19 protein-coding genes and 1 riboswitch are annotated in these 19,480 nt (G+C 71.6%); of the genes, 10 read left to right on the top strand and 9 right to left on the bottom strand.

Annotated features, from left to right (window positions below):
* Positions 1–60: 60 nt before the first annotated feature.
* A complete protein-coding gene (locus OG214_RS28535; protein WP_363085371.1) occupies positions 61–600 on the bottom strand; it encodes an SAV_6107 family HEPN domain-containing protein in 540 nt (179 codons plus the stop codon).
* A gap of 507 nt (positions 601–1,107) precedes the next feature.
* Between OG214_RS28535 and OG214_RS28530 the strand changes: the two genes are divergently transcribed.
* Together OG214_RS28530 and OG214_RS28525 are read left to right on the top strand one after the other, a co-directional pair.
* Complete coding sequence (locus OG214_RS28530) at positions 1,108–1,725, top strand: DUF4126 domain-containing protein (RefSeq protein ID WP_405986363.1); 618 nt, start codon at positions 1,108–1,110, stop codon at positions 1,723–1,725.
* Positions 1,726–1,756: 31 nt separating this feature from the next.
* The gene (locus tag OG214_RS28525; protein WP_405986362.1) at positions 1,757–3,265 is read left to right on the top strand and encodes a phytoene desaturase family protein; all 1,509 of its coding nucleotides are present in this window, start codon (positions 1,757–1,759) and stop codon (positions 3,263–3,265) included.
* 56 nt (positions 3,266–3,321) lie between these two features.
* Here OG214_RS28525 and OG214_RS28520 read toward each other — a convergent pair whose 3' ends face one another.
* From OG214_RS28520 to OG214_RS28500, 5 genes are all read right to left on the bottom strand, one after another.
* On the bottom strand, positions 3,322–4,323 hold the full coding sequence (locus OG214_RS28520; RefSeq protein ID WP_405986361.1) for a hypothetical protein: 1,002 nt from the start codon (positions 4,321–4,323) through the stop codon (positions 3,322–3,324).
* Positions 4,324–4,374: 51 nt separating this feature from the next.
* Positions 4,375–5,292, bottom strand: coding sequence for a methylenetetrahydrofolate reductase [NAD(P)H] (gene metF / locus OG214_RS28515; RefSeq protein WP_363085367.1), 918 nt, complete (start codon positions 5,290–5,292; stop codon positions 4,375–4,377).
* A 70-nt stretch (positions 5,293–5,362) separates the two neighbouring features.
* The gene (gene thiE / locus OG214_RS28510) at positions 5,363–6,013 is read right to left on the bottom strand and encodes a thiamine phosphate synthase (protein WP_363085373.1); all 651 of its coding nucleotides are present in this window, start codon (positions 6,011–6,013) and stop codon (positions 5,363–5,365) included.
* 105 nt (positions 6,014–6,118) lie between these two features.
* Positions 6,119–6,484: an Rv2175c family DNA-binding protein gene (locus OG214_RS28505; protein WP_382850085.1), complete on the bottom strand. Its 366-nt coding sequence runs from the start codon at positions 6,482–6,484 to the stop codon at positions 6,119–6,121.
* A gap of 264 nt (positions 6,485–6,748) precedes the next feature.
* A complete protein-coding gene (locus tag OG214_RS28500) occupies positions 6,749–7,972 on the bottom strand; it encodes an FAD-dependent oxidoreductase (protein WP_363083757.1) in 1,224 nt (407 codons plus the stop codon).
* A gap of 131 nt (positions 7,973–8,103) precedes the next feature.
* Positions 8,104–8,217, top strand: a riboswitch (TPP riboswitch).
* Between OG214_RS28500 and thiO the strand changes: the two genes are divergently transcribed.
* From thiO to OG214_RS28475, 5 genes are all read left to right on the top strand, one after another.
* On the top strand, positions 8,215–9,408 hold the full coding sequence (gene thiO / locus OG214_RS28495; RefSeq protein ID WP_405986360.1) for a glycine oxidase ThiO: 1,194 nt from the start codon (positions 8,215–8,217) through the stop codon (positions 9,406–9,408). Its footprint overlaps the riboswitch before it by 3 nt.
* Positions 9,405–9,623 (top strand): sulfur carrier protein ThiS, encoded by a 219-nt coding sequence (thiS, locus tag OG214_RS28490; RefSeq protein ID WP_363083755.1) that lies wholly within the window; start codon positions 9,405–9,407, stop codon positions 9,621–9,623. Before thiO ends, thiS begins: the two co-directional genes overlap by 4 nt.
* A gap of 6 nt (positions 9,624–9,629) precedes the next feature.
* Positions 9,630–10,436 carry a thiazole synthase gene (locus OG214_RS28485; RefSeq protein ID WP_405986359.1) on the top strand — a complete coding sequence of 269 codons (807 nt, stop codon included), beginning with the start codon at positions 9,630–9,632 and terminating at the stop codon, positions 10,434–10,436.
* Between the two features lie 499 nt (positions 10,437–10,935).
* Positions 10,936–12,816 carry a Stk1 family PASTA domain-containing Ser/Thr kinase gene (pknB, locus tag OG214_RS28480; RefSeq protein ID WP_405986358.1) on the top strand — a complete coding sequence of 627 codons (1,881 nt, stop codon included), beginning with the start codon at positions 10,936–10,938 and terminating at the stop codon, positions 12,814–12,816.
* Positions 12,817–12,822: 6 nt separating this feature from the next.
* Positions 12,823–13,677: a deoxyribonuclease IV gene (locus tag OG214_RS28475; RefSeq protein ID WP_405986357.1), complete on the top strand. Its 855-nt coding sequence runs from the start codon at positions 12,823–12,825 to the stop codon at positions 13,675–13,677.
* 33 nt (positions 13,678–13,710) lie between these two features.
* Here OG214_RS28475 and OG214_RS28470 read toward each other — a convergent pair whose 3' ends face one another.
* A complete protein-coding gene (locus tag OG214_RS28470) occupies positions 13,711–14,343 on the bottom strand; it encodes a sulfite oxidase-like oxidoreductase (protein ID WP_363083750.1) in 633 nt (210 codons plus the stop codon).
* Between the two features lie 154 nt (positions 14,344–14,497).
* Between OG214_RS28470 and bfr the strand changes: the two genes are divergently transcribed.
* Positions 14,498–15,028 (top strand): bacterioferritin, encoded by a 531-nt coding sequence (bfr, locus tag OG214_RS28465; RefSeq protein ID WP_405986356.1) that lies wholly within the window; start codon positions 14,498–14,500, stop codon positions 15,026–15,028.
* On the opposite strand, the gene OG214_RS28460 is transcribed toward bfr, so the two are convergent.
* Together OG214_RS28460 and OG214_RS28455 are read right to left on the bottom strand one after the other, a co-directional pair.
* Entirely contained in the window at positions 15,025–15,330 is a 306-nt protein-coding gene (locus OG214_RS28460) for a bacterioferritin-associated ferredoxin (RefSeq protein ID WP_405986355.1), read from the bottom strand. The genes bfr and OG214_RS28460 overlap by 4 nt on opposite strands.
* A gap of 179 nt (positions 15,331–15,509) precedes the next feature.
* A complete protein-coding gene (locus OG214_RS28455) occupies positions 15,510–16,862 on the bottom strand; it encodes a class II 3-deoxy-7-phosphoheptulonate synthase (RefSeq protein WP_363083747.1) in 1,353 nt (450 codons plus the stop codon).
* 50 nt (positions 16,863–16,912) lie between these two features.
* Between OG214_RS28455 and OG214_RS28450 the strand changes: the two genes are divergently transcribed.
* Positions 16,913–17,026, top strand: a complete 114-nt coding sequence (locus OG214_RS28450) for a trp operon leader peptide (RefSeq protein ID WP_405986354.1) — start codon at positions 16,913–16,915, stop codon at positions 17,024–17,026.
* Positions 17,027–17,143: 117 nt separating this feature from the next.
* On the top strand, positions 17,144–19,105 hold the full coding sequence (locus OG214_RS28445; RefSeq protein ID WP_405986353.1) for an anthranilate synthase family protein: 1,962 nt from the start codon (positions 17,144–17,146) through the stop codon (positions 19,103–19,105).
* Positions 19,106–19,480: the final 375 nt, after the last annotated feature.

Raw genomic sequence — 19,480 nt, 5'->3', positions numbered from 1 at the left:
TGCGGGCTCCGCCCACCCTATTGCCTCGGTCGTCCCTCCTGATCCCCCAGCGGCGCCGGATCACCCAGCGGCGCCGCCCTGCCGTGGCTGCTCGGCGCGGGGCCTGGGCAGCACCGGCTCCAGCACCAGCAGCCGCTCCACCAGGCGCAGGAACATGGCCGCGTCGCGCAGCAGATCATCGGCGTCGCGGCTGCTCGCCGCACCCCGTATGCCCGCCTCCGCGCGCGCCCTGCGGTCGGCGCCCGAGGCGAAGAGGCTGCTCCATTCGGTCAGCTCGGGCGCGATCTCGGGCAGGACCTCCCAGGCGCTCCTGATCCGGCGGCGCTTCCGCGCGGTGGTCTCGGGGCGGCCCCGGGCCGCGAGGACCGCGGCTGCGGTGCGCAGGGCGGCGAGATGAGCGGTGGCATAGCGCTCGTTCGGAGTGTCCAGGGCCGCTGCCTCGTCAAGTCCCGTACGGGCCTGGGCGAGCAGATCGAGGGCCGCGGGCGGGGCCGTGGCCCGGCGCGGCACGGGATGGACATCGGTCGGCGGTCCGGTCAGTGAGGGGGCAGGGCCGTCTGTGCGGCGCCGGTGTGCGGCACCGGCGTAGGAGCTGGCCATGACGAACCTCCTGTCGTCGTGTGACGGCGCTGTGGCCGTATGTGTCCATCCTGAAGGACACCACTGACAATCGGCTCTGACCTGCGTTTTTGTCTCGTTCGCACGTTCGGAGAGGTGCCGGCCCGGCGGGCGGGTCCGCCGGCACCCGCGGTCACCGGTCACCGGTCACCGGTCACCCGCATACGACCGGTCCGGTGCGGCCCGGTCCCCCTGAGCCGCACCGGACCGGTGCGTTCCCCGTGGTGCCCTACACCCTCGTCGTGGTGTCGCACGCCCCCGTTCCGTCAGGGGAGCCGCGCCGTTCCGCCGCCCCGTGCCGGCGGTGCCGGCGCCGCGCCCCTTCCGTGGTCTCCACTCTTCCGTCCGCGCGAGTGACGTCCCATCCGCGTGCCTACTCATCTCGCCTTCTGAGTACGCGTACTCAGTGCTCCGTACTCCGGCCCATCGCGCACCGCGGTTCCGCCGACCCCCTGCGCACCCGTGCGGCGGCTGGATACGATCGCGCCCGTGTCCGTACTCCCCCTGATCTTCACCAGCGGCTGGGCCAGCGGCATCAACGCCTACGCGGTGGTCCTGTTGTTCGGCGTCTTCGGCGCGACAGGGCTGACCGACGAGGTTCCCGAGTCGTTGCAGCGCACCGATGTCCTGATCGCCGCGGCGGTGCTCTTCCTCTGCGACACGGTCGCGGACAAGATCCCGTACGTCGACACGGTCTGGGACGCCGCGCACACGGTCGTCAGACCGCTCTCCGGGGCGGTGGTCGGTGCGCTGCTGGCCGGGCAGAGCGGCTCGCTGCCGGAGATCGCGGCCGGTGCGGTAGGGGGGTCGACCGCCCTGCTGAGCCATCTCGTCAAGGCGGGGACCCGGATGGCGGTCAACACCTCCCCCGAGCCGTTCAGCAATATCGCCGTGAGCACGGCCGAGGATCTGGGCGTGGCCGGGATCATCACCTTCGCGGTCTTCCATCCGGTCGCCGCCGCCGTCGTCGCGGGCACGCTGCTGGTGCTCGGTATCGCGACGGTGGCCTTCCTCGCCGCCAGGATCCGCCGCTTTCTGCGCCGCAGGGCTCAGCGCCGGGCGGAGAAACGCCTGGCCGGAGGCGGGATGGCGGCACCGCCCGGCTGAACTGTCAGTGGGCCCCGTTAAAGTCCCTGGCATGGCACGGATCGTGGTGATCGGCGCCGGGACGGGCGCCATGGCGGCGGCTGCCCGGCTGGCCGTGGCAGGACACCGGGTGACGGTGTACGAACGCTCGGCGACGTACGGCGGTTCGCTGGGCCGGTTCGAGCGGGACGGCTTCGTCTTCGACACCGGCCCCGGTCTGCTGCATCTCCCCGCCGTCTACCGCGATCTGTTCGTCAAGACCGGCAAGGAGCCGCTGGAGCGGTGCGTCCAGCTCGGTCAGGTCGATCCGGCGAGCCGCCATGTCTTCGCCGACGGCACCGGCGTACGGCTGCCGAACGCGTCACGGGCAGGCGTGGTCTCCGCCCTGGACGCGGCACTGGGCGCGGGCGCCGGGGAGCGGTGGGGAGAGTTCCTCGGCCGGGCCCGTGACGCCTGGGACCGCTCACGCCGGCCGCTGCTCGAAGAGCCCCTGTGGACCGACCGGCAGGTGCTCGGGCGCGATCCGTATCCGGCGGTGCGGCAGCGCCGGCTGCTGCGCGGCGCGCGCCGGGCCGCCACGATCGCGGAGATCGGCGCCTGGGAGCTGGCCGATCCCCGGCTGGCGGCCCTGCTGGACGGATACGCCCTGTCGTACGGACTCGATCCGCGCCACGCGCCGGCGGGCGCCGCGCTGCTCCCGTATCTGGAGCAGACCTTCGGGAGCTGGTATGTGCGGGGCGGGATGCGGGAGTTGGCCCGCGCGGTGTACGAGCGGTGCCTGGCCCGCAAGGTGGAGTTCGTCTTCGGGGCCGAGGTGACCCGGATCGCGGAGAAGGACGGCGGGGCCACCGGGATCGAGCTGGCGGACGGCACGGTCGTGGCGGCGGACCGGGTCGTGGCGGGCATCGCGCCGGGGCGGCTCGTGGAGCGCGAGCTGTGGGATGACGGCGAGCCACGGCCACCGAAGGCGGGCGGCGCTCCGGTGCCCGGCCGGTTCACGGTGCTGCTGGCGCTGCGCGGCGCCCGGGACGGGGACGCCGTGCACCGTACGGTGGTGCACTCCCCCGACGGAAGCGCCGAGGCCGCCGATGTCTTCGCGGGCCGCACGGCCGAGCGGCCCACGGTCGCGGTGCTGCGGCCCGATGACGCGGCGACGCGGCCCGACGGTGACCATGAGGCGGTCACGGTCACCGCGACGGTCGCCCCGCAGGGCCCGGTGGACTGGACGGACGGCGCGCTGCGCGAGCGATACGCCGATGTGCTGGTGGCCGCGGCGGGGGCGGCCGTTCCGGGGATCACGGAGCGGCTGATGTGGCGCGAGATACGGACGCCCGCCGACACCGCGGCGCAGACGGGTGCGGCGGGTGGCTCGGTGCCGGCGCCCGCGCTGGCCGGGGCGGCGGGGCGGCTGCTCCGTCCGGCGAACACCACGCGGCTGTCCGGGCTGTATCTGGCGGGCGGCTGGGCGCATCCGGGCGGCGGACTCGCGCATGCCGGGATGTCGGGGGCGCTGGTGGCAGGGCTGATCGTCGAGGGGGCCGGCTTCCGGGGCTCACAGTGAGCCGTCGGCCGATGCCGCCTGACCCGACCTGACCGTCGATCGGATACGACGGGCCGTCAGTAGCGGTACTGCTGCTCGTTGTAGTCGGGGTCGTAGCCCTGCTGCTGGGGCTGCTGCGGCGGCGGTGCCTGCTCGCCCTCGCGCTGCTGCGGGACCCAGACGCCGCCGGGCGGGGTCTCGGCGCCGTACTGCTGCTGGCCGCCGTAGGAGTCGGTGTACGGCTGCTGGCCGCCGAAGCTGTCGTACGAGCCGTACTGCTGACCGCCGTTGGCCTGGTCGGCGTACGGATCGGAGTATCCGGTGTACTGCTGCTGGCCGTTCCCGTAGTCGTACTGCTGCGCGTAGACGTCCTGGCCCGGGTAGTTCTCCTGGCTCGCGTAGGTGTGCTCGCCCGAGTGGCCCGGCTGGTAGGCGTCCTGGTCCGGACCCGGGTAGGCGTCCTGGCCCGGGTAGGCGTCGTGCGCCGCGTAACCGCCCTGTCCCGTATAGCTGTCCTGGCCGCCCGGCTGCTGGTAGCCCGGGTACGCGTCGTACGCGCCGCTGCCCCATCCGTCGGCGTCGGGCTGCTGGGTCCGGCCCTGCTGGGGCGCGTCATGGGCCGGGGTGTCGTAGTCGTTGTAGACGCCGTACTGCCCGGTGTCGTCGGGCATCGGCTCCGGCTCGTAGACCGGCTCCGGGTCATAGGCCGCGGTGGCCTCCGCGGGCGCGGCGGCCGGCTGGTACTCCAGATCCGAGACCTCCAGCGACGGTTCGCGCTCGGCGGCCGGCCGGCCGGTGTCCTTCCGGCGGCGGCTGGCCCCCGGACTGCCGCCTATCGCCCAGCCGGTGGAGAAGCCCCGGCGGAAGGAGAGCGTCACATAGGTCTGACCGACGGCGAAGGCGATCGCACCCAGTGCGATGACCAGGACGGAGGGCAGCAGAACACCGAGAACCACACCCATGAAGCCGCTGAAGGCGAGCAGTCGCCAGCGCAGTCGCGCCTTGTACTGGAGCAGCACCTCGCCCAGCAGCCACAGAGCCACGATGCCGAATGCGATGTAGAGGACCGTCCAGCCCATGCCCGCCCCTCTCCTGCGGCCACCCGCCCGGGACAGGGCGGGTACGACCGGTCACGACTGCTCGTGCAGTCCGAGATTCTCGTAGATTTCGAGCGTTGCGGTGGAGTTGTTGAGGGTGATGAAGTGCAAGCCGGGAACACCCTCGGAGAGCAGCTCCGCGCAGAACTCCGTCGCGAACTCGATGCCAATGGAGCGTACAGCGGCGGCATCGTCCTTGACGGAGAGGATCCGCTCTTTCAGTTCGGCCGGGAAGACGGCCGTGCTGAGCTGCGGCAGCCGCTCCAGCATCCGGACGCTGGTGACCGGCATGATCTCGGGAATGATCGGTGTCGCGCAACCGGCAGCGCCGACCCGGTCACGCAACCGCAGATATCCGTCCGTTTCGAAAAACATCTGCGTGATCGCGTAATCGGCACCCGCGCGGCACTTGTCCACGAAATGCCTGGTATCGGTGTCCCAGTCGGACGAGCGCGGATGCATCTCCGGGAAGGCCGCCACTCCGACACAGAAGTCGCCGGACTCCTTGATGAGCCTGACCAGTTCGGCGGCGTAGCGGACGCCGTCCGGGTGCTTGACCCACTCGCCCATGGGATCGCCGGGCGGATCGCCCCGTACGGCGAGGATGTTGCGGATCCCGGCGTCGGCGTACTGCCCGACCATGTTGCGCAGTTCGGCGACGGACTGGCCGACGGCCGTGAGATGCGCGACCGGGGTGAGGGTGGTGTCGGAGGCGATCCGCTCCGTGGCCTTGACCGTGCCCGCCCGGGTGGAGCCGCCCGCGCCATAGGTCACGGAGACGAAACTCGGCCCCACGGCTTCGACCCGGCGCAGCGCGTTCCAGAGATTCCGTTCACCCTTCTCGGTCTTGGGCGCCCAGAACTCGAACGAAAACGATGTCTTGCCGGTCGCGAGCAGATCACGCACGGTCAGTGCGTGATCCGATCTGGTCGAAGCTGTGCCGAAGGCCATGGGTGCAGGTTATCGAGGGCGTGGCGGTCTCCCAACCGGACGGGGGTATTTGTCCGGCTTTACGGTCGCGTCACACGGTCCGGTCCCGTACGCGCTTGGCCAGTCCGGCCGTCGCCGCGGCCGGGTCGTCGGCCTCGGTGATCGCCCGTACGACGACGATCCGGCGGGCACCGGCGTCCAGCACCTGGTCGAGATTGCCCGCGTCGATACCGCCGATCGCGAACCACGGCCGGTCCGTGGCCAGCGCGGCGGCATGGCGCACCAGATCGAGCCCGGGGGCATGGCGGCCCGGTTTGGTCGGGGTGGGCCAGCACGGGCCCGTACAGAAGTAGTCCACGCCCGGCTCGACGACGGCCGCGTCCACCTCGGCCGCGGCATGGGTGGAACGGCCGATCAGCGGGGTGTCCCCCAGGATCGCGCGGGCCGCCGGGACGGGCAGATCGCCCTGTCCCAGATGCAGTACGTCCGCGCCGGCGGCATGGGCCACATCCGCGCGGTCGTTCACCGCGAGCAGCGCGCCGTGGCGGCGGCAGGCGTCCGCGAAGACCTGGAGGTGGTCCAGCTCCTCGGCCGCCTCCATGCCCTTGTCGCGCAGTTGCACGATGTCCACACCGGACGCGAGCACGGCGTCGAGGAACTCGGGAAGGTCCCCCTGCCGCTTGCGCGCGTCCGTGCAGAGATAGAGCCGGGCGTCGGAGAGCGGCGCACGGGCCCCGGACATGGCCTCGGGCATGGGAAGTCCCCCGTCGGGTCGGCGGTGTGCGGCGGTACCGGGACCGTCACGCGGCCATGGGGGCACCGCCGCACACCGCGGATGATGAGTGGATCAGACGGCGAGCGCCTGGGCCCGGCGCTTCACCTCCGTGCCGCGATTCTCGCTGAGCGCCTGCGCGGGCGTGCCCGGCAGGGTCGGGTCGGGGGTGAAGAGCCATTCGAGCATCTCTTCGTCGGCGAAGCCGTCGTCCCTCAGCAGCGTCAGGGTCCCGGCGAGGCCCTTGACGACCTTGCCGCTGTCGATGAAGGCGGCGGGCACCTGGAGTGTCCTGTTCTCACCGCGGCGCACGGCGATGAGCTGCCCTTCCTTCACCAACTGCCGCACGCGCGTCACCTCGACATCGAGGGCTTCCGCGATGTCGGGCAGGTGAAGCCAGGCGGGGACGAGAGCATCGATCTTTGCGTCAATCTCGGTCACACGACAAGCGTGCCATCCCGGACTGACAGACGCCACGAACCGGCTCCGGCAGGAGCGGTCACCACGCCCGGCCGGGAACGAGCGCGACGGGCCCGCCCGTACGCCGAGGAGCGCCCGCCCGTGCGCCGGGAAACGCCCGGCCGCGCGCCGGAGAAGCGCCTGCCCGTACGCCGGAGAAGCGCCCGTCCCCGCGCGGGAAAACCCGGTGGCACGCGGGAAAACCCCGTCGGAACGCGGGAAAACCCGGCGGCACGCCGAGAAACCTCAGAGAACGGCCTTGCGCAGCGGTACGGAGGGATCGGCGGCCAGCAGCGGGTCCAGCCGGGCCCCCGTCTCCATCAGCTTGCGGCCCTGCGCCAGATCACGTGGCCTGCCGACGGCGAGCAGGGCCATCAGCGCCCCGTCCCGCAGCCACACCACCGACCAGGCGGCGTCCGCGGGATCGCCGCGCCGCACCAGGGTGTCCTCCGCCGCGTGATGGCCCGCGTACTGGACGAACCGGCCGAACTGCTCCGACCAGAAGTACGGCACGGGATCGTAGAGCCGCTCGCTCTCGCCGACGGCCTGGGCGGCGACCGTACGCGGGCCCTGGAGCGCGTTGTCCCAGTGGTGCACGAGCAGCCGCTCGCCGTAACGGGCGGACGGGAAGGACGCGCAGTCGCCGACCGCGTAGACATCGGGCAGGGACGTCGCCAGCCGCTCGTCCGCGACGATCGCCCCGTCCGGGCCCAGCGCGATACCGGAGCCGGTCAGCCAGTCCGTCGAGGGCCGCGCCCCTATGCCCACGACCACCGCGTCGGCGGGCAGCCGCCTGCCGTCCGCGAGGACCACCGTGCCCGGCTCGACACCGGCCACCCGGACGCCGGTCAGCAGTTCGGCGCCGCTCTCCGCGTACCACCGCGCCATCGGTGCGGCGACCTCGGCCGGCAGGGCGCCCGGCAGCGGCCGGTCCGCCGCCTCCACGACCGTGACGGCGCACCCGGCCTCGCGGGCGGCGGTGGTGAACTCGGCGCCGATCCACCCGGCGCCGACGACCACGATCCGGTCCCGCCGGTCGAGCACGGGCCGCAGCGCCTCGGCGTCGTCGAGGGTCCGCAGGAGATGGACTCCCGGCACGGACGCGGCGCCGGGCAGCCCGACCGGCTCCGCGCCGGTGGCGAGGACCAGTACGTCGTACGGAACGGGCCCGGCCGCGGTGTCTACCTCCCGCGCGCCGGGGCGCAGTCCGGTCACCTCGACACCGAGTCTCAGCCGGACGGAGAGCGCCTCGAAGTCGATGTCGAAGGCCGAGCCGTCCGCCGTGCCCAGCAGGACCGCCTTCGAGAGCGGGGGCCGGTCGTACGGCGGATGGGGTTCCGCGCCGATCAGGGTGACCGGACCCTCGTAGCCGTTCTCCCGCAGGGCCACGGCGGTCTGCGCACCCGCCATGCCCGCACCGACGATGACCACGCCCGGCTGTTCGCGCCGGCTCTGCTTCTGCTCGCTCACCCGATCACCTTAAGCAGCCGACGGCCGTCGGGAGGACGGATGTTCCGGCGCCGGACGGAGGGATGTTCCGGCCCCCGCCCCCGGCCGGACGGCCTTACCACGCGGCGGGGCGCGCGTTACGCTGGCCGTCGACACTACCTCGCGGGAGTCCGGACGCACCGGGCTGAGAGGGAGGCTGAAGCGGCCTCCGACCGTACGAACCTGATCCGGGTCATGCCGGCGAAGGGAGGGGCTGGACGCCCATGCAGTCGTCTCAGGAGAAGACCGCTTCCGATGTCCTGGTCATCGGCGGCGGGATCATCGGTCTGGTCACGGCCTGGCGGGCCGCGCAGCGCGGACTGCGCACCGCCGTCGTCGATCCCGGTCCCGGCGGGGGCGCCGCGCGGGTGGCGGCGGGCATGCTCGCCGCCGTCACCGAACTCCACCACGGCGAACAGCTCCTGCTGGGGCTCAATCTCGCCTCGGCGGAGCGCTATCCGGAGTTCGTGGCCGAGCTGGAGGAGGCGAGCGGCCACGAGACCGGCTACCGCGCCTGCGGCACCCTCGCCGTCGCCCTAGACACCGACGACCGCGCCGAGTTGCGCGAACTGCACGCCCTTCAGCGGCGCTCGGGCCTGACGTCCGAGTGGCTCACGGGGCGCGAGTGCCGGCGCCTCGAACCGATGCTCGCGCCGGGCGTACGCGGCGGTCTGCGCGTGGACGGCGACCACCAGATCGATCCCCGCCGGCTGGCCTCGGCCCTGCTCACGGCCTGTGAACGGGCCGGGGTGGTCTTCCACCGCGCCCGGGCCGAGCGGCTGTCCGTCGTACGGGACCGGGCCACCGGCGCCGTGCTGGACGGCGGGCGCGCGCTCACCGCGGACCAGGTGGTGGTGGCGGCCGGCAGTCTGAGCGGCCGGCTGGCGGGCGTTCCGGACGACGTCCTGCCGCCGGTACGGCCCGTCAAGGGCCAGGTCCTGCGGCTGACGGTGCCCCGTCCGTACGCGCCCTTCCTGTCCAGGACGGTCCGGGCCGTGGTGCGCGGCAGCCAGGTGTATCTGGTGCCGCGCGAGAACGGCGAGCTGGTCGTCGGCGCCACCAGCGAGGAACTGGGCTGGGACACCACCGTCACCGCGGGCGGGGTGTACGAGCTGCTGCGGGACGCGCACGAACTGGTCCCCGGCATCACCGAGCTGCCGCTCACCGAGACCGGCGCGGGACTGCGCCCCTGCTCGCCGGACAACGCGCCGCTGCTGGGGCCGACCGCGCTGCCGGGGCTGCATCTCGCGACCGGGCACCACCGCAACGGGGTGCTGCTCACACCGGTCACCGGCGACGCGCTGGCCGCGGCGCTGACCACCGGCGAACTCCCGGACGTGGCGCGCCCCTTCACCGCGCGCCGCTTCACCTCCGAACCGCAGGACCTCACCTCCGTACCGCGGGAGCTGACCGTATGAGCACCTCCGTCCGTGTGACCGTCTCCGTGAACGGCGAGGCCCGCGGTCTCGCCCCCGGCACCACCCTCGACATCCTGGTCGCCTCCCTCACCCCCGCGCCCTCGGGTGTCGCCGCCGCCGTCAACGAGACGGTGGTACCGCGCGGCCACTGGCCCCGGACGGTGCTCGGCGACGGCGACCGGGTGGAAGTCCTCACCGCGGTCCAGGGAGGCTGAGCCGCCATGGCCGACGACCGGCTCACCATCGGCTCCACCGTCCTCAACTCACGGCTGATCATGGGGACCGGCGGGGCGCCCAGCCTCGATGTGCTGGAACGCTGCCTGCGCGCCTCGGGCACGGAACTCACCACGGTCGCGATGCGCCGTCTCGACCCCACGGTCCGGGGCTCGGTCCTCTCCGTACTCGGCTCCCTGGGCATCCGCGCCCTGCCCAACACGGCGGGGTGCTTCACGGCGGGCGAGGCGGTCCTGACCGCCCGGCTGGCGCGCGAGGCGCTCGGTACGGAGTGGATCAAGCTGGAGGTGGTCGCGGACGAGCGGACCCTGCTGCCCGATCCGATCGAGCTGCTGGACGCGGCCGAGACACTGGTCGACGACGGGTTCACGGTGCTGCCGTACACCAACGACGATCCCGTACTCGCCAGAAAGCTGGAGGACGTCGGCTGCGCCGCGATCATGCCGCTGGGCTCACCGATCGGCTCGGGCCTCGGCATCCGCAACCCGCACAACTTCGAGCTCATCGTGGAGCGGGCGGGCGTGCCCGTGATCCTGGACGCGGGCGCGGGCACCGCGTCGGACGCGGCGCTGGCGATGGAGCTGGGGTGCGCGGCGGTGATGCTGGCGTCGGCGGTCACCCGGGCGCGGGAGCCGGTGCTGATGGCGGAGGCGATGCGGCACGCGGTGGAGGCGGGACGGCTGGCGTACCGGGCGGGACGGATCCCCCGCCGCCACTTCGCGACGGCGTCGTCACCGAGGGACGGCCGGGGCGACCTTGACCCGGAACGCCCGGCGTTCTCGCCTCCCGGCTAGGGGTCGTGGGGGCGGTGCGCGCCTGCGGCGCGGGTGCGGTGCGTGGGTGGTGCGGGTGCCGGGGCCTCCGGAGGTACATGTCCGGACGGCATGATTTACGCCGCGTGCGGGTCTCGTTGTCGGGTGCGGCTCGGTGTGCGGCACAAATCACGCTTTAGTGTCCGGACACGCACCTCCTGCGACCCCGACCCCCTCCCGCCGGAGGCCCGACTGCCCGCCGGTGGGCGGTGCGCCCGGCCAGGCCTGGTCGGTGACGGGCGGTGAAGGGGGTCGTGCAGGGGGCGTGTCCGGGACGCTTGAGCGTGATTTGTGGCGCACGGCCGCCCGTATCCAACGCACGGCTAAAGGCGCCGTAAATCGTGCTGTCCCGGATATGCCCCCGGAGGGGGCCCCGGCGACAACCCGCACACAAAAACCGGCCCCAGCCGAAACGCGCCCCGCACCACGGCCCCCTAGCCGGGAGGCGCACCGCCGGGAGGCGTCACCGTAGACTCGGGGCGTGGACACCACCCTTCACGACCCCATCGTCGGGCAGGTGCTCGACGGTCGTTACCGCGTCGACGCGCGTATCGCCGTCGGTGGCATGGCCACGGTCTACCGGGCCCTCGACACCCGGCTGGACCGGGTCCTGGCCCTCAAGGTGATGCATCCCGCGCTCGCCACCGACGTCACCTTCGTGGAGCGGTTCATCCGTGAGGCCAAGTCCGTGGCCCGGCTGTCGCACCCCAATGTGGTCGCGGTCTTCGACCAGGGCGCGCAGGGAGCGTACGTCTATCTCGCGATGGAGTACGTCGCGGGCTGCACCCTCCGTGACGTACTGCGTGAGCGCGGCGCGCTCCAGCCGCGGGCCGCGCTGGACATCCTGGAGCCCGTGCTCGCCGCGCTCGGCGCGGCCCACCGGGCCGGGTTCGTCCACCGGGACATGAAGCCGGAGAACGTGCTGATAGGCGACGACGGCCGGGTCAAGGTCGCGGACTTCGGGCTCGTGCGGGCCGTGGGTGATGTCACCCATACGACCGGGACCGTGCTCGGCACCGTGTCGTATCTCGCACCGGAGCAGATCGAGTACGGCACGTCCGACACCCGGGTCGACGTGTACGCCTGCGGGGTCGTACTCCACGAGATGCTGACCGGTGCCAAGCCGCATGGCGGGGACACCCCCGCGCAGGTGCTCTACCGGCATCTCAACGAGGACGTCCCCGCGCCGTCGGCCAGTGTTCCCGGGCTCGCCGCCGAGCTGGACGAGCTGGTCGCGGTGGCCACCGCCCGGGATCCGGAGCTGCGGCCCGAGGACGCGGTGGCGCTGCTCGCCAGGGCCCGTGTGGCGCGCGCCGCGCTCAGTGACGCACAGCTCGACGCCGTACCGCCGGGGGCCAGGACCACCGGGGAGGCGGGCGCCGAGAACCGTACGGCGGTGATCCCGCGCCGTGTCCTGCACACCAGCCGGCTGGAGATGGTTCCGCCAGGCTCCCCGCCCCGCCGACGCGTGACCGTGCCCCGCAGGGGCATCGTGGCGGCGGTCGTCGCCGTGCTGCTGGTGCTCGGTGTCGGCGCGGGTGTCTGGTACATCAATTCCGGTCAGTTCACCCGGGTCCCCTCGCTGCTCGGCCAGAGCGAGCAGGAGGCCAGGAAGCGGCTCTCCGACGCGGGACTCGACGCCAAGGTCACCGAGGACTTCAGCGAGACCGTCAAGCGGGGCACCGTCATACGCAGCGATCCCGGGCCCCGTGCCCGGATCCGTGGTGACGGCCCGGTGACTCTCGTCGTCTCGCGCGGCCCGGAGATCGTCCAGGTACCCGAGGTAACGGGGGTGCCCCTGGCCGAGGCGAGGCGTGCGCTGAAGCGGGCCGGTCTGGCCGCCGGGATCGTCACGCGAGAGTTCGACGAGGGGACCGCCCAGGGCTCCGTGGTGAGTTCGTCGCCCGCGGCCGGGACCGAGGTGCGGCCCGATTCCGGGGTCGCGCTCGTGGTGAGCAAGGGCGTTCCGATCGATATGCCCGATGTGACCGGGGAGTCCGTGCCCGAGGCCACCAGCGAGCTGGAGGAGGCCGGGCTCAAGGTCAGGATCGCCGCCGCGCGGGTGAACTCCCCCGAGGACGCGGACACCGTCGCCCGGCAGTCGGCGGCGGAGGGCTCACAGGTCGCCCGTGGTGACACCGTCACACTGACGGTGTCCAAGGGCCCGCGGCTGGTCGCCGTACCGGATGTCGTCGGGCAGACGACCGACAGGGCCAAGGGTCTGCTGGAGGCGGCCGGGTTCGTGGTCGAGATCGACCGCGGCTTCCCGTTCCTGGGCGACACCGTGGCCGAGCAGTCCGTCGAGGGCGGCGAGCGGGCTCCCGAGGGCAGCACCATCACCATCAAGACCGAGGGAATCTAGCCGACCATGCGCAACCCCGTCGGCGGCCATGTCCCCGTGGCCGGCGGCCTCGCCACGACCGGTCTGACGTACGCGCGTGAGCTGGACGCCGAGACCGTCCAGGTCTTTGTCGCCAATCCGCGCGGCTGGGCGACGCCCACCGGGAATCCCGCGCAGGACGAGCGGTTCCGCGCGGAGTGCGCGGCCGAGGGGATCACCGCGTACGTCCACGCTCCTTACCTGATCAACTTCGGCTCGCACACCGAGGCCACCGCCGAGCAGTCGGTGGCCTCCATGCGGCACAGCCTGCGCAGGGGCCGGGAGATCGGCGCGCTGGGTGTCGTCGTGCATACGGGGTCGGCGACCGGCGGCCGTACCCGCGAGGTGGCGCTCGCGCAGGTGAGGGAGCTGATGCTGCCGCTCCTGGACGAGCTGACCCATGACGACGACCCGTTCCTCCTGCTGGAGTCGACGGCCGGACAGGGCTTCTCGCTCTGTTCGAGGACCTGGGACTTCGGCCCGTACTTCGAGGCGCTCGACTCGCATCCCAAACTGGGGATCTGTCTGGACACCTGCCATGTCTTCGCCGCCGGTCACGATCTCGCGGGCCCGCACGGTATGCGGCAGACCCTGGATCTGCTGGTCGACACGGTCGGTGAGGGCCGGCTCAAGCTGATCCACGCCAATGACTCCAAGGATGTCGCCGGCGCGAACAAGGACCGGCACATGAACATCGGGGCGGGCCGGATCGGCGGGGAGCCGTTCGGTGAGCTGTTCTCGCATCCGGCGACCGAGAACGTACCGCTGGTGATCGAGACACCGGGCGGCAAGGAGGGACAGGCGGCCGACATACGGCTGCTGAAGAAGCTGCGTGACGGCTGATCCCCCGCCGGGCCCGCGGGCCCGTCCGTCCGTCTACAGTTCCGGGCCGTCGCCCGGCAGCTCCTGGTAGGAGTAGCGCTGTTCGGCCCAGGGGTCGCCGACGTTGTGGTAGCCGCGTTCCTCCCAGAAGCCACGGCGGTCGGCGGTCATGTACTCCACGCCCCGGACCCACTTCGGTCCCTTCCAGGCGTACAGATGCGGGACGACGAGCCGGACCGGGAAACCGTGTTCGGCGGTGAGCTGCTCACCGTCCTTATGGGTGGCGAAGATCGTACGGTCGGACAGGAAGTCGGCGAGCCGCAGATTGGAGCTGAAGCCGTACTCGGCCCAGACCATCACATGGGTGGCGGTCCGCGCGGGCGGCGCCAGATCCAGGATCGTACGGGCGGGCACCCCACCCCATTCGGCTCCCACCATGCTGAACTTCGTCACACAGTGCAGATCCGCGACCACGGTGGAGAACGGCAGCGCCGAGAACTCGTCGTGGTTCCAGCAGCGCTTGTCACCGTCCGCGGTGGCACCGAAGACCCTGAATTCCCAGCGGTCCGGCTTGAACCTCGGTACGGGTCCGTAATGGGTCACCGGCCAGCCGCGCTGCAAGCGCTGCCCTGGTGGCAGCTCGGCCTGTTCCGGCTCCCGACACTCCCGGCTCTCCGGCTGACCCATGCCTTCCATGGTGACAGACGGGGAGGGGTGGTCATGACCAGGTCGGGACCGATTCTGTCAATTCCTGCTAAGCATGTACTTACTGGAAGGATTCTGGCCAAGGTGCCAGGATGCGCGCATTCCGCCCCCGTCACCCGCCAGGAAGGAGTCTGCGATGCAGGGCGATCCCGAGGTCATCGAGTTCCTCAACGAGCAGCTCACCGCCGAACTGACCGCGATCAACCAGTACTTTCTGCACGCGAAGATGCAGGAGAACTTCGGCTGGACGAAGCTCGCGCATTACACCCGGGCGGAGTCGTTCGACGAGATGAGGCATGCCGAACGGCTCACCGACCGGCTTCTCTTCCTGGAGGCCCTGCCCAACTACCAGCGGCTCTTCCATGTACGGGTGGGCCAGACCGTGACGGAGATGTTCCAGGCCGACCGCGAGGTCGAGGTGGAGGCGATCGACCGGCTCAAGCGCGGGATCGAGGTCATGCGGGCCAAGGGGGACCATACGTCGAAGAGGATCTTCGAATCGATCCTGGCGGACGAGGAACACCACATCGACTATCTCGACACCCAGCTCCATCTGGTCGAGAAGCTGGGCGAGGCGCTCTATATCGCCCAGGTCATCGAACAGCCGGACGGCGAACACGACGGCCGCGGGGACCACACGGACAGCACAGGAGCGGACAAGACCTAGGCGGCCTTGCGCAGACGGGCCGAGACCGGGACCGGGGCCGGGGCCGGGGCCGGTGCGAGGGTCGTGGGTACGGCCGTGACCTCCGGGTCCGCCGGTTCGACGAGTACGGGGGTCCGCCGGTCGAGCAGTTCACGGCGCGGGCAGCCGCCGCGCCCGAGGATCGACTGGATACGGCGCACACAGGAGCCGCAGTCGGTGCCGGCCTTGCTCGCCGAGGCGATCTGGCGCGGGGTGCACGCACCGGCGTCCGCGTGTGCCTTCACCTCTGTCTCGGTGATGCCGAAGCAGGAGCAGACGTACACGCGGTTCACCTCCCGGGCGGGCTGTCGATCGGACCACCCCGACCATTCGGTGAGGTTAACCTAACCTTAGCTGTAGCGCCCGGACGGCAAAAGCCCGAAAAGCACCGATGGGGCGCGGATCACATCGATCCACGCCCCACCGTGCCGTACACGTCACCGAAGGTGCCGCTCGGCAGGCCCTACTGGTCGCGGTACATCTCGGCGACCAGGAAGGCCAGGTCGAGGGACTGGCTGCGGTTGAGGCGCGGGTCGCAGGCCGTCTCGTACCGCTGGTGCAGATCGTCGACGAAGATCTCGTCCCCGCCGCCCACGCACTCGGTGACATCGTCACCGGTCAGCTCGACATGGATACCGCCCGGATGCGTGCCCAGACCCTTGTGGACCTCGAAGAAGCCCTTGACCTCGTCGAGCACGTCGTCGAAGCGCCGGGTCTTGTGGCCGGACGCCGCCTCGAAGGTGTTGCCGTGCATCGGATCGGTCACCCACACCACCGTGGCACCCGAGGCCGTCACCTTCTCGACCAGCTCGGGAAGCTTGTCCCTGACCTTGTCCGCGCCCATCCGCACGATGAACGTCAGCCGGCCGGGCACCCGCTCGGGATCCAGCCGGTCGATGTAGGTGAGCGCCTCGTCCACCGTGCTCGCCGGACCGAGCTTCACCCCGATCGGATTGTTGATCTTCGAGGCGAACTCGATGTGCGCGCCGTCCAGCTGGCGGGTGCGCTCACCGATCCACACCATGTGCCCGGACACGTCGTACAGCCCGCCGGTACGGGAGTCGACCCGCGTCAGCGCCGACTCGTAGTCCAGCAGCAGCGCCTCGTGCGAGGAGTAGAACTCGACCGTACGGAACTCCGCCGGATCGGTGCCCGCCGCCTTCATGAAGTTCAGCGCGTTGTCGATCTCCCGCGCGAGCTGCTCGTAACGCTGCCCCGACGGCGACGACTTCACGAAATCCTGGTTCCAGGCATGCACCTGACGCAGATCCGCGTAACCGCCGGTGGTGAAGGCACGCACCAGATTGAGCGTCGCCGCGGACGCGTGGTACATCCGCTTCAGCCGCTCCGGATCCGGGATCCGGGCCTTCTCGTTGAAGTCGAACCCGTTCACCGAGTCACCCCGGTACGTCGGCAGGGTCACCCCGTCACGTGTCTCGGTGCTCTTGGACCGCGGCTTCGAGTACTGACCGGCGATCCGCCCGACCTTCACCACCGGCACCGACGCCGCGTACGTGAGGACGGCACCCATCTGGAGAAGCGTCTTCAGCTTGTTCCGGATGTGATCCGCCGAGACCGCGTCGAAGGCCTCCGCGCAGTCACCGCCCTGGAGCAGGAACGCCTCACCCCTGGCGACGGCACCCAGCCGGGCACGCAACTGATCGCACTCACCCGCGAAGACGAGCGGCGGATAGCTCTCCAGCTCCGCCACGACCCCGCGCAGGGCGTCCTGGTCCGGATACTCCGGCTGCTGCGCAGCGGGAAGGTCTCTCCAGGACGGCTCATGGGTCGCGGGACTCTCAGCGTTGACTGTCACGCGCCCCAGATTACGTGGTCGCACGCCGTAGCACGGGTGGCTCTCACAGTATGGAACATGAACCTTGCGCTCCGTGCGCCCGCGGCCGATGCGCTAGGGTGCCGCTCATGTTCGCGCTTTCGAATCAGACCTGGTGGTGGACCGCTCGTCCGGCGGCCCACTGATTCAGCGCGCACCACGAATCGCGAAGGCCGCCCGAGGGGCGGCCTTCAGTCTTGTCCGGGCCGACGGCGGACCGGGGAGGAGACGGCCGTTCCTCCTCTCCGGAAGGAACACCTCAGATGCCCCGCAATCCGCTCGCCCATCCGCTGGACCGACTCACACACGACGACTGCCCGCCCTTCGCCCTGCTGCGCCGTCGCACCCCCGGCCGCGACCACGACACCGTGGAGCTGCTGATCGGGTCCGTACGGGAGGCCGCCCGGCTCGCCGATCTCCCCGCCGGTGACGGGATCTCGCTCGCCCTGGTGCCGTTCCGGCAGATCAGGGAGCGCGGCTTCGACGTACGGGACGACGGGACGCCCCTGTCCGTGCTGGTGGCGGACGAGACGTACGAACTGCCGCTCGCCGAGGTGCTCGACCGGCTGCCCGCCCACGGGGTACGGGTCGAGGACGGCGCGTTCGATCTCGACGACGAGCGGTACGGGGAGATCGTCCGGCGGGTGATCGAGGACGAGATCGGCCGGGGCGAGGGCGCCAACTTTGTGATCCGGCGCACCTTCGAAGGCCGGATCCCGGGCTTCTCCAGGGCCGATGCCCTCGCCCTCTTCCGGCGGCTGCTCGCCGGTGAGCGGGGCGCGTACTGGACCTTCGTCGTCCACACCGGCGAGCGCACCCTCGTCGGGGCCAGCCCCGAGGTCCATGTCCGGATGAGCGGCGGGACGGTCGTGATGAATCCGATCAGCGGGACCTTCCGCTATCCGCCCGGGGGCCCGTCGCCGGAGGCGCTGCTGGACTTCCTCGCCGACCGCAAGGAGACCGAGGAACTCTCCATGGTCGTCGACGAGGAGCTGAAGATGATGTGCACCGTCGGCGACGGGGGCGGGGTGGTGATCGGCCCCCGGCTCAAGGAGATGGCGCATCTCGCGCACACCGAGTACGAACTGCGCGGGCGGTCCTCGCTCGATGTGCGCGAGGTGCTCAAGGAGACGATGTTCGCCGCGACGGTCACCGGCTCACCGGTGCAGAACGCCTGCCGGGTGATCGAACGCCATGAGGCCGGCGGGCGCGGCTACTACGGCGGCGCGCTCGCGCTCATCGGGCGGGACGCGGGCGGCGCGCAGACCCTCGACTCCCCCATTCTGATCCGTACCGCCGACATCGGCCGTGACGGCGGACTGCGGGTGGCGGTGGGGGCGACGCTCGTACGGCACTCCCGTCCCGAGGGCGAGGTGGCCGAGACCCATGCCAAGGCGGCGGGGGTGCTGGCGGCCCTGGGGGTACGTCCCGGCCGGCCGCGCGAGGAGTCCGGACGCCCACGGCTCGCCGACGACCCGAGGGTGCGGGCGGCGCTGGACGCGCGGCGGGCGGATCTGGCGCCGTTCTGGCTGAGGATGCGGACCGAGCCGGCGACGCTCGGCGGGCACGCGCTGGTCGTCGACGGCGAGGACACCTTCACGGCGATGCTCGCGCATCTGCTGAGGTCCTCGGGTCTGGAGGTGACGGTACGGCGGTACGACGAGCCGGGGCTACGGGAGGCGGTACTCGGGCACGGGGGTCTCGGGCGCGGCGGCCTCGGGTCCGGGGGTCTCGGATCCGGGGGTCTCGGATCCGGGGGTCCGGTGGTGCTGGGGCCCGGTCCCGGCGATCCGGCGGACATGGCGGACCCGAAGATGCGGCTGCTGCGCGGGCTCGCGTCGGATCTCCTCCGGGAGCGGCGGCACGGGCTGCTGGGCGTCTGTCTCGGCCATGAGCTGATCGCGGCGGAACTCGGCCTGGAGACCGTACGCAAGCGGGTTCCGTACCAGGGCGCGCAGACACGGATCGATCTCTTCGGGCGGACGGAGACGGTCGGCTTCTACAACAGCTTCACGGCGCGCTGCGACGAGGAGACGGCGGAGGAACTGGGTGCGCACGGGGTGCGGGTGAGCCGGGACACGGACACCGGGGAGGTGCACGCGCTGAGGGGCGACGGGTTCGCGTCGGTGCAGTTCCACCCGGAGTCGGTGCTGACGGTGAACGGGCGAGGGATCGTGGGGCAGTTGCTGGCGGAGGCGATGGGGGTGGGGGTGCGGGGGGTGTAGGTGGTGCGCCTCCCGGCGGGGGGCCGTGGGGGGCGGTGCGCGCCTGCGGCGCGGGGGCCGGTGGGTGGTGGGTGCGGGTGCCGGGGCCTCCGGAGGTACATGTCCGGACGGCATGATTTACGGCGCCCTTGAGCGGTCGTTGGATACGGGCGGCCGTGCGCCACAAATCACGCTCCAGTGTCCGGACACGCACCTCCTCCGACCCCGACCCCCTCCCGCCGGTGCTCCGGCTGCGGGCCCGCATCAAGCCCGTCCGGCGAGTGAGCCGAAGGGGCGCGTCGGTGCCGAAAGGGAGAGCGCGCGCAGGTCCGTGAGGTACGAGCGGACCGAGCACGGTCGACCGTCGGCATCGACATGAAGCGCCCCGGAGGCGAA

This window comes from Streptomyces sp. NBC_00872 (assembly GCF_045161915.1).
Taxonomy (GTDB): Bacteria; Actinomycetota; Actinomycetes; order Streptomycetales; family Streptomycetaceae; genus Streptomyces.
Note: the sequence above shows the minus strand (reverse complement) of the source record. Positions and strands in the feature narration are given on the sequence as shown.

What these genes read in the sequence shown, in the direction of transcription:
- OG214_RS28535 (WP_363085371.1), bottom strand. Translation starts at nt 600, where the DNA reads ATGGCCAGCTCCTACGCCGGTGCCGCACACCGGCGCCGCACAGACGGC.
- OG214_RS28525 (WP_405986362.1), top strand. Translation starts at nt 1,757, where the DNA reads ATGGCACGGATCGTGGTGATCGGCGCCGGGACGGGCGCCATGGCGGCG.
- OG214_RS28520 (WP_405986361.1), bottom strand. Translation starts at nt 4,323, where the DNA reads ATGGGCTGGACGGTCCTCTACATCGCATTCGGCATCGTGGCTCTGTGG.
- metF (WP_363085367.1), bottom strand. Translation starts at nt 5,292, where the DNA reads ATGGCCTTCGGCACAGCTTCGACCAGATCGGATCACGCACTGACCGTG.
- thiE (WP_363085373.1), bottom strand. Translation starts at nt 6,013, where the DNA reads ATGTCCGGGGCCCGTGCGCCGCTCTCCGACGCCCGGCTCTATCTCTGC.
- thiO (WP_405986360.1), top strand. Translation starts at nt 8,215, where the DNA reads ATGCAGTCGTCTCAGGAGAAGACCGCTTCCGATGTCCTGGTCATCGGC.
- thiS (WP_363083755.1), top strand. Translation starts at nt 9,405, where the DNA reads ATGAGCACCTCCGTCCGTGTGACCGTCTCCGTGAACGGCGAGGCCCGC.
- OG214_RS28485 (WP_405986359.1), top strand. Translation starts at nt 9,630, where the DNA reads ATGGCCGACGACCGGCTCACCATCGGCTCCACCGTCCTCAACTCACGG.
- OG214_RS28475 (WP_405986357.1), top strand. Translation starts at nt 12,823, where the DNA reads ATGCGCAACCCCGTCGGCGGCCATGTCCCCGTGGCCGGCGGCCTCGCC.
- OG214_RS28470 (WP_363083750.1), bottom strand. Translation starts at nt 14,343, where the DNA reads ATGGGTCAGCCGGAGAGCCGGGAGTGTCGGGAGCCGGAACAGGCCGAG.
- bfr (WP_405986356.1), top strand. Translation starts at nt 14,498, where the DNA reads ATGCAGGGCGATCCCGAGGTCATCGAGTTCCTCAACGAGCAGCTCACC.
- OG214_RS28450 (WP_405986354.1), top strand. Translation starts at nt 16,913, where the DNA reads ATGGAACATGAACCTTGCGCTCCGTGCGCCCGCGGCCGATGCGCTAGG.
- OG214_RS28445 (WP_405986353.1), top strand. Translation starts at nt 17,144, where the DNA reads ATGCCCCGCAATCCGCTCGCCCATCCGCTGGACCGACTCACACACGAC.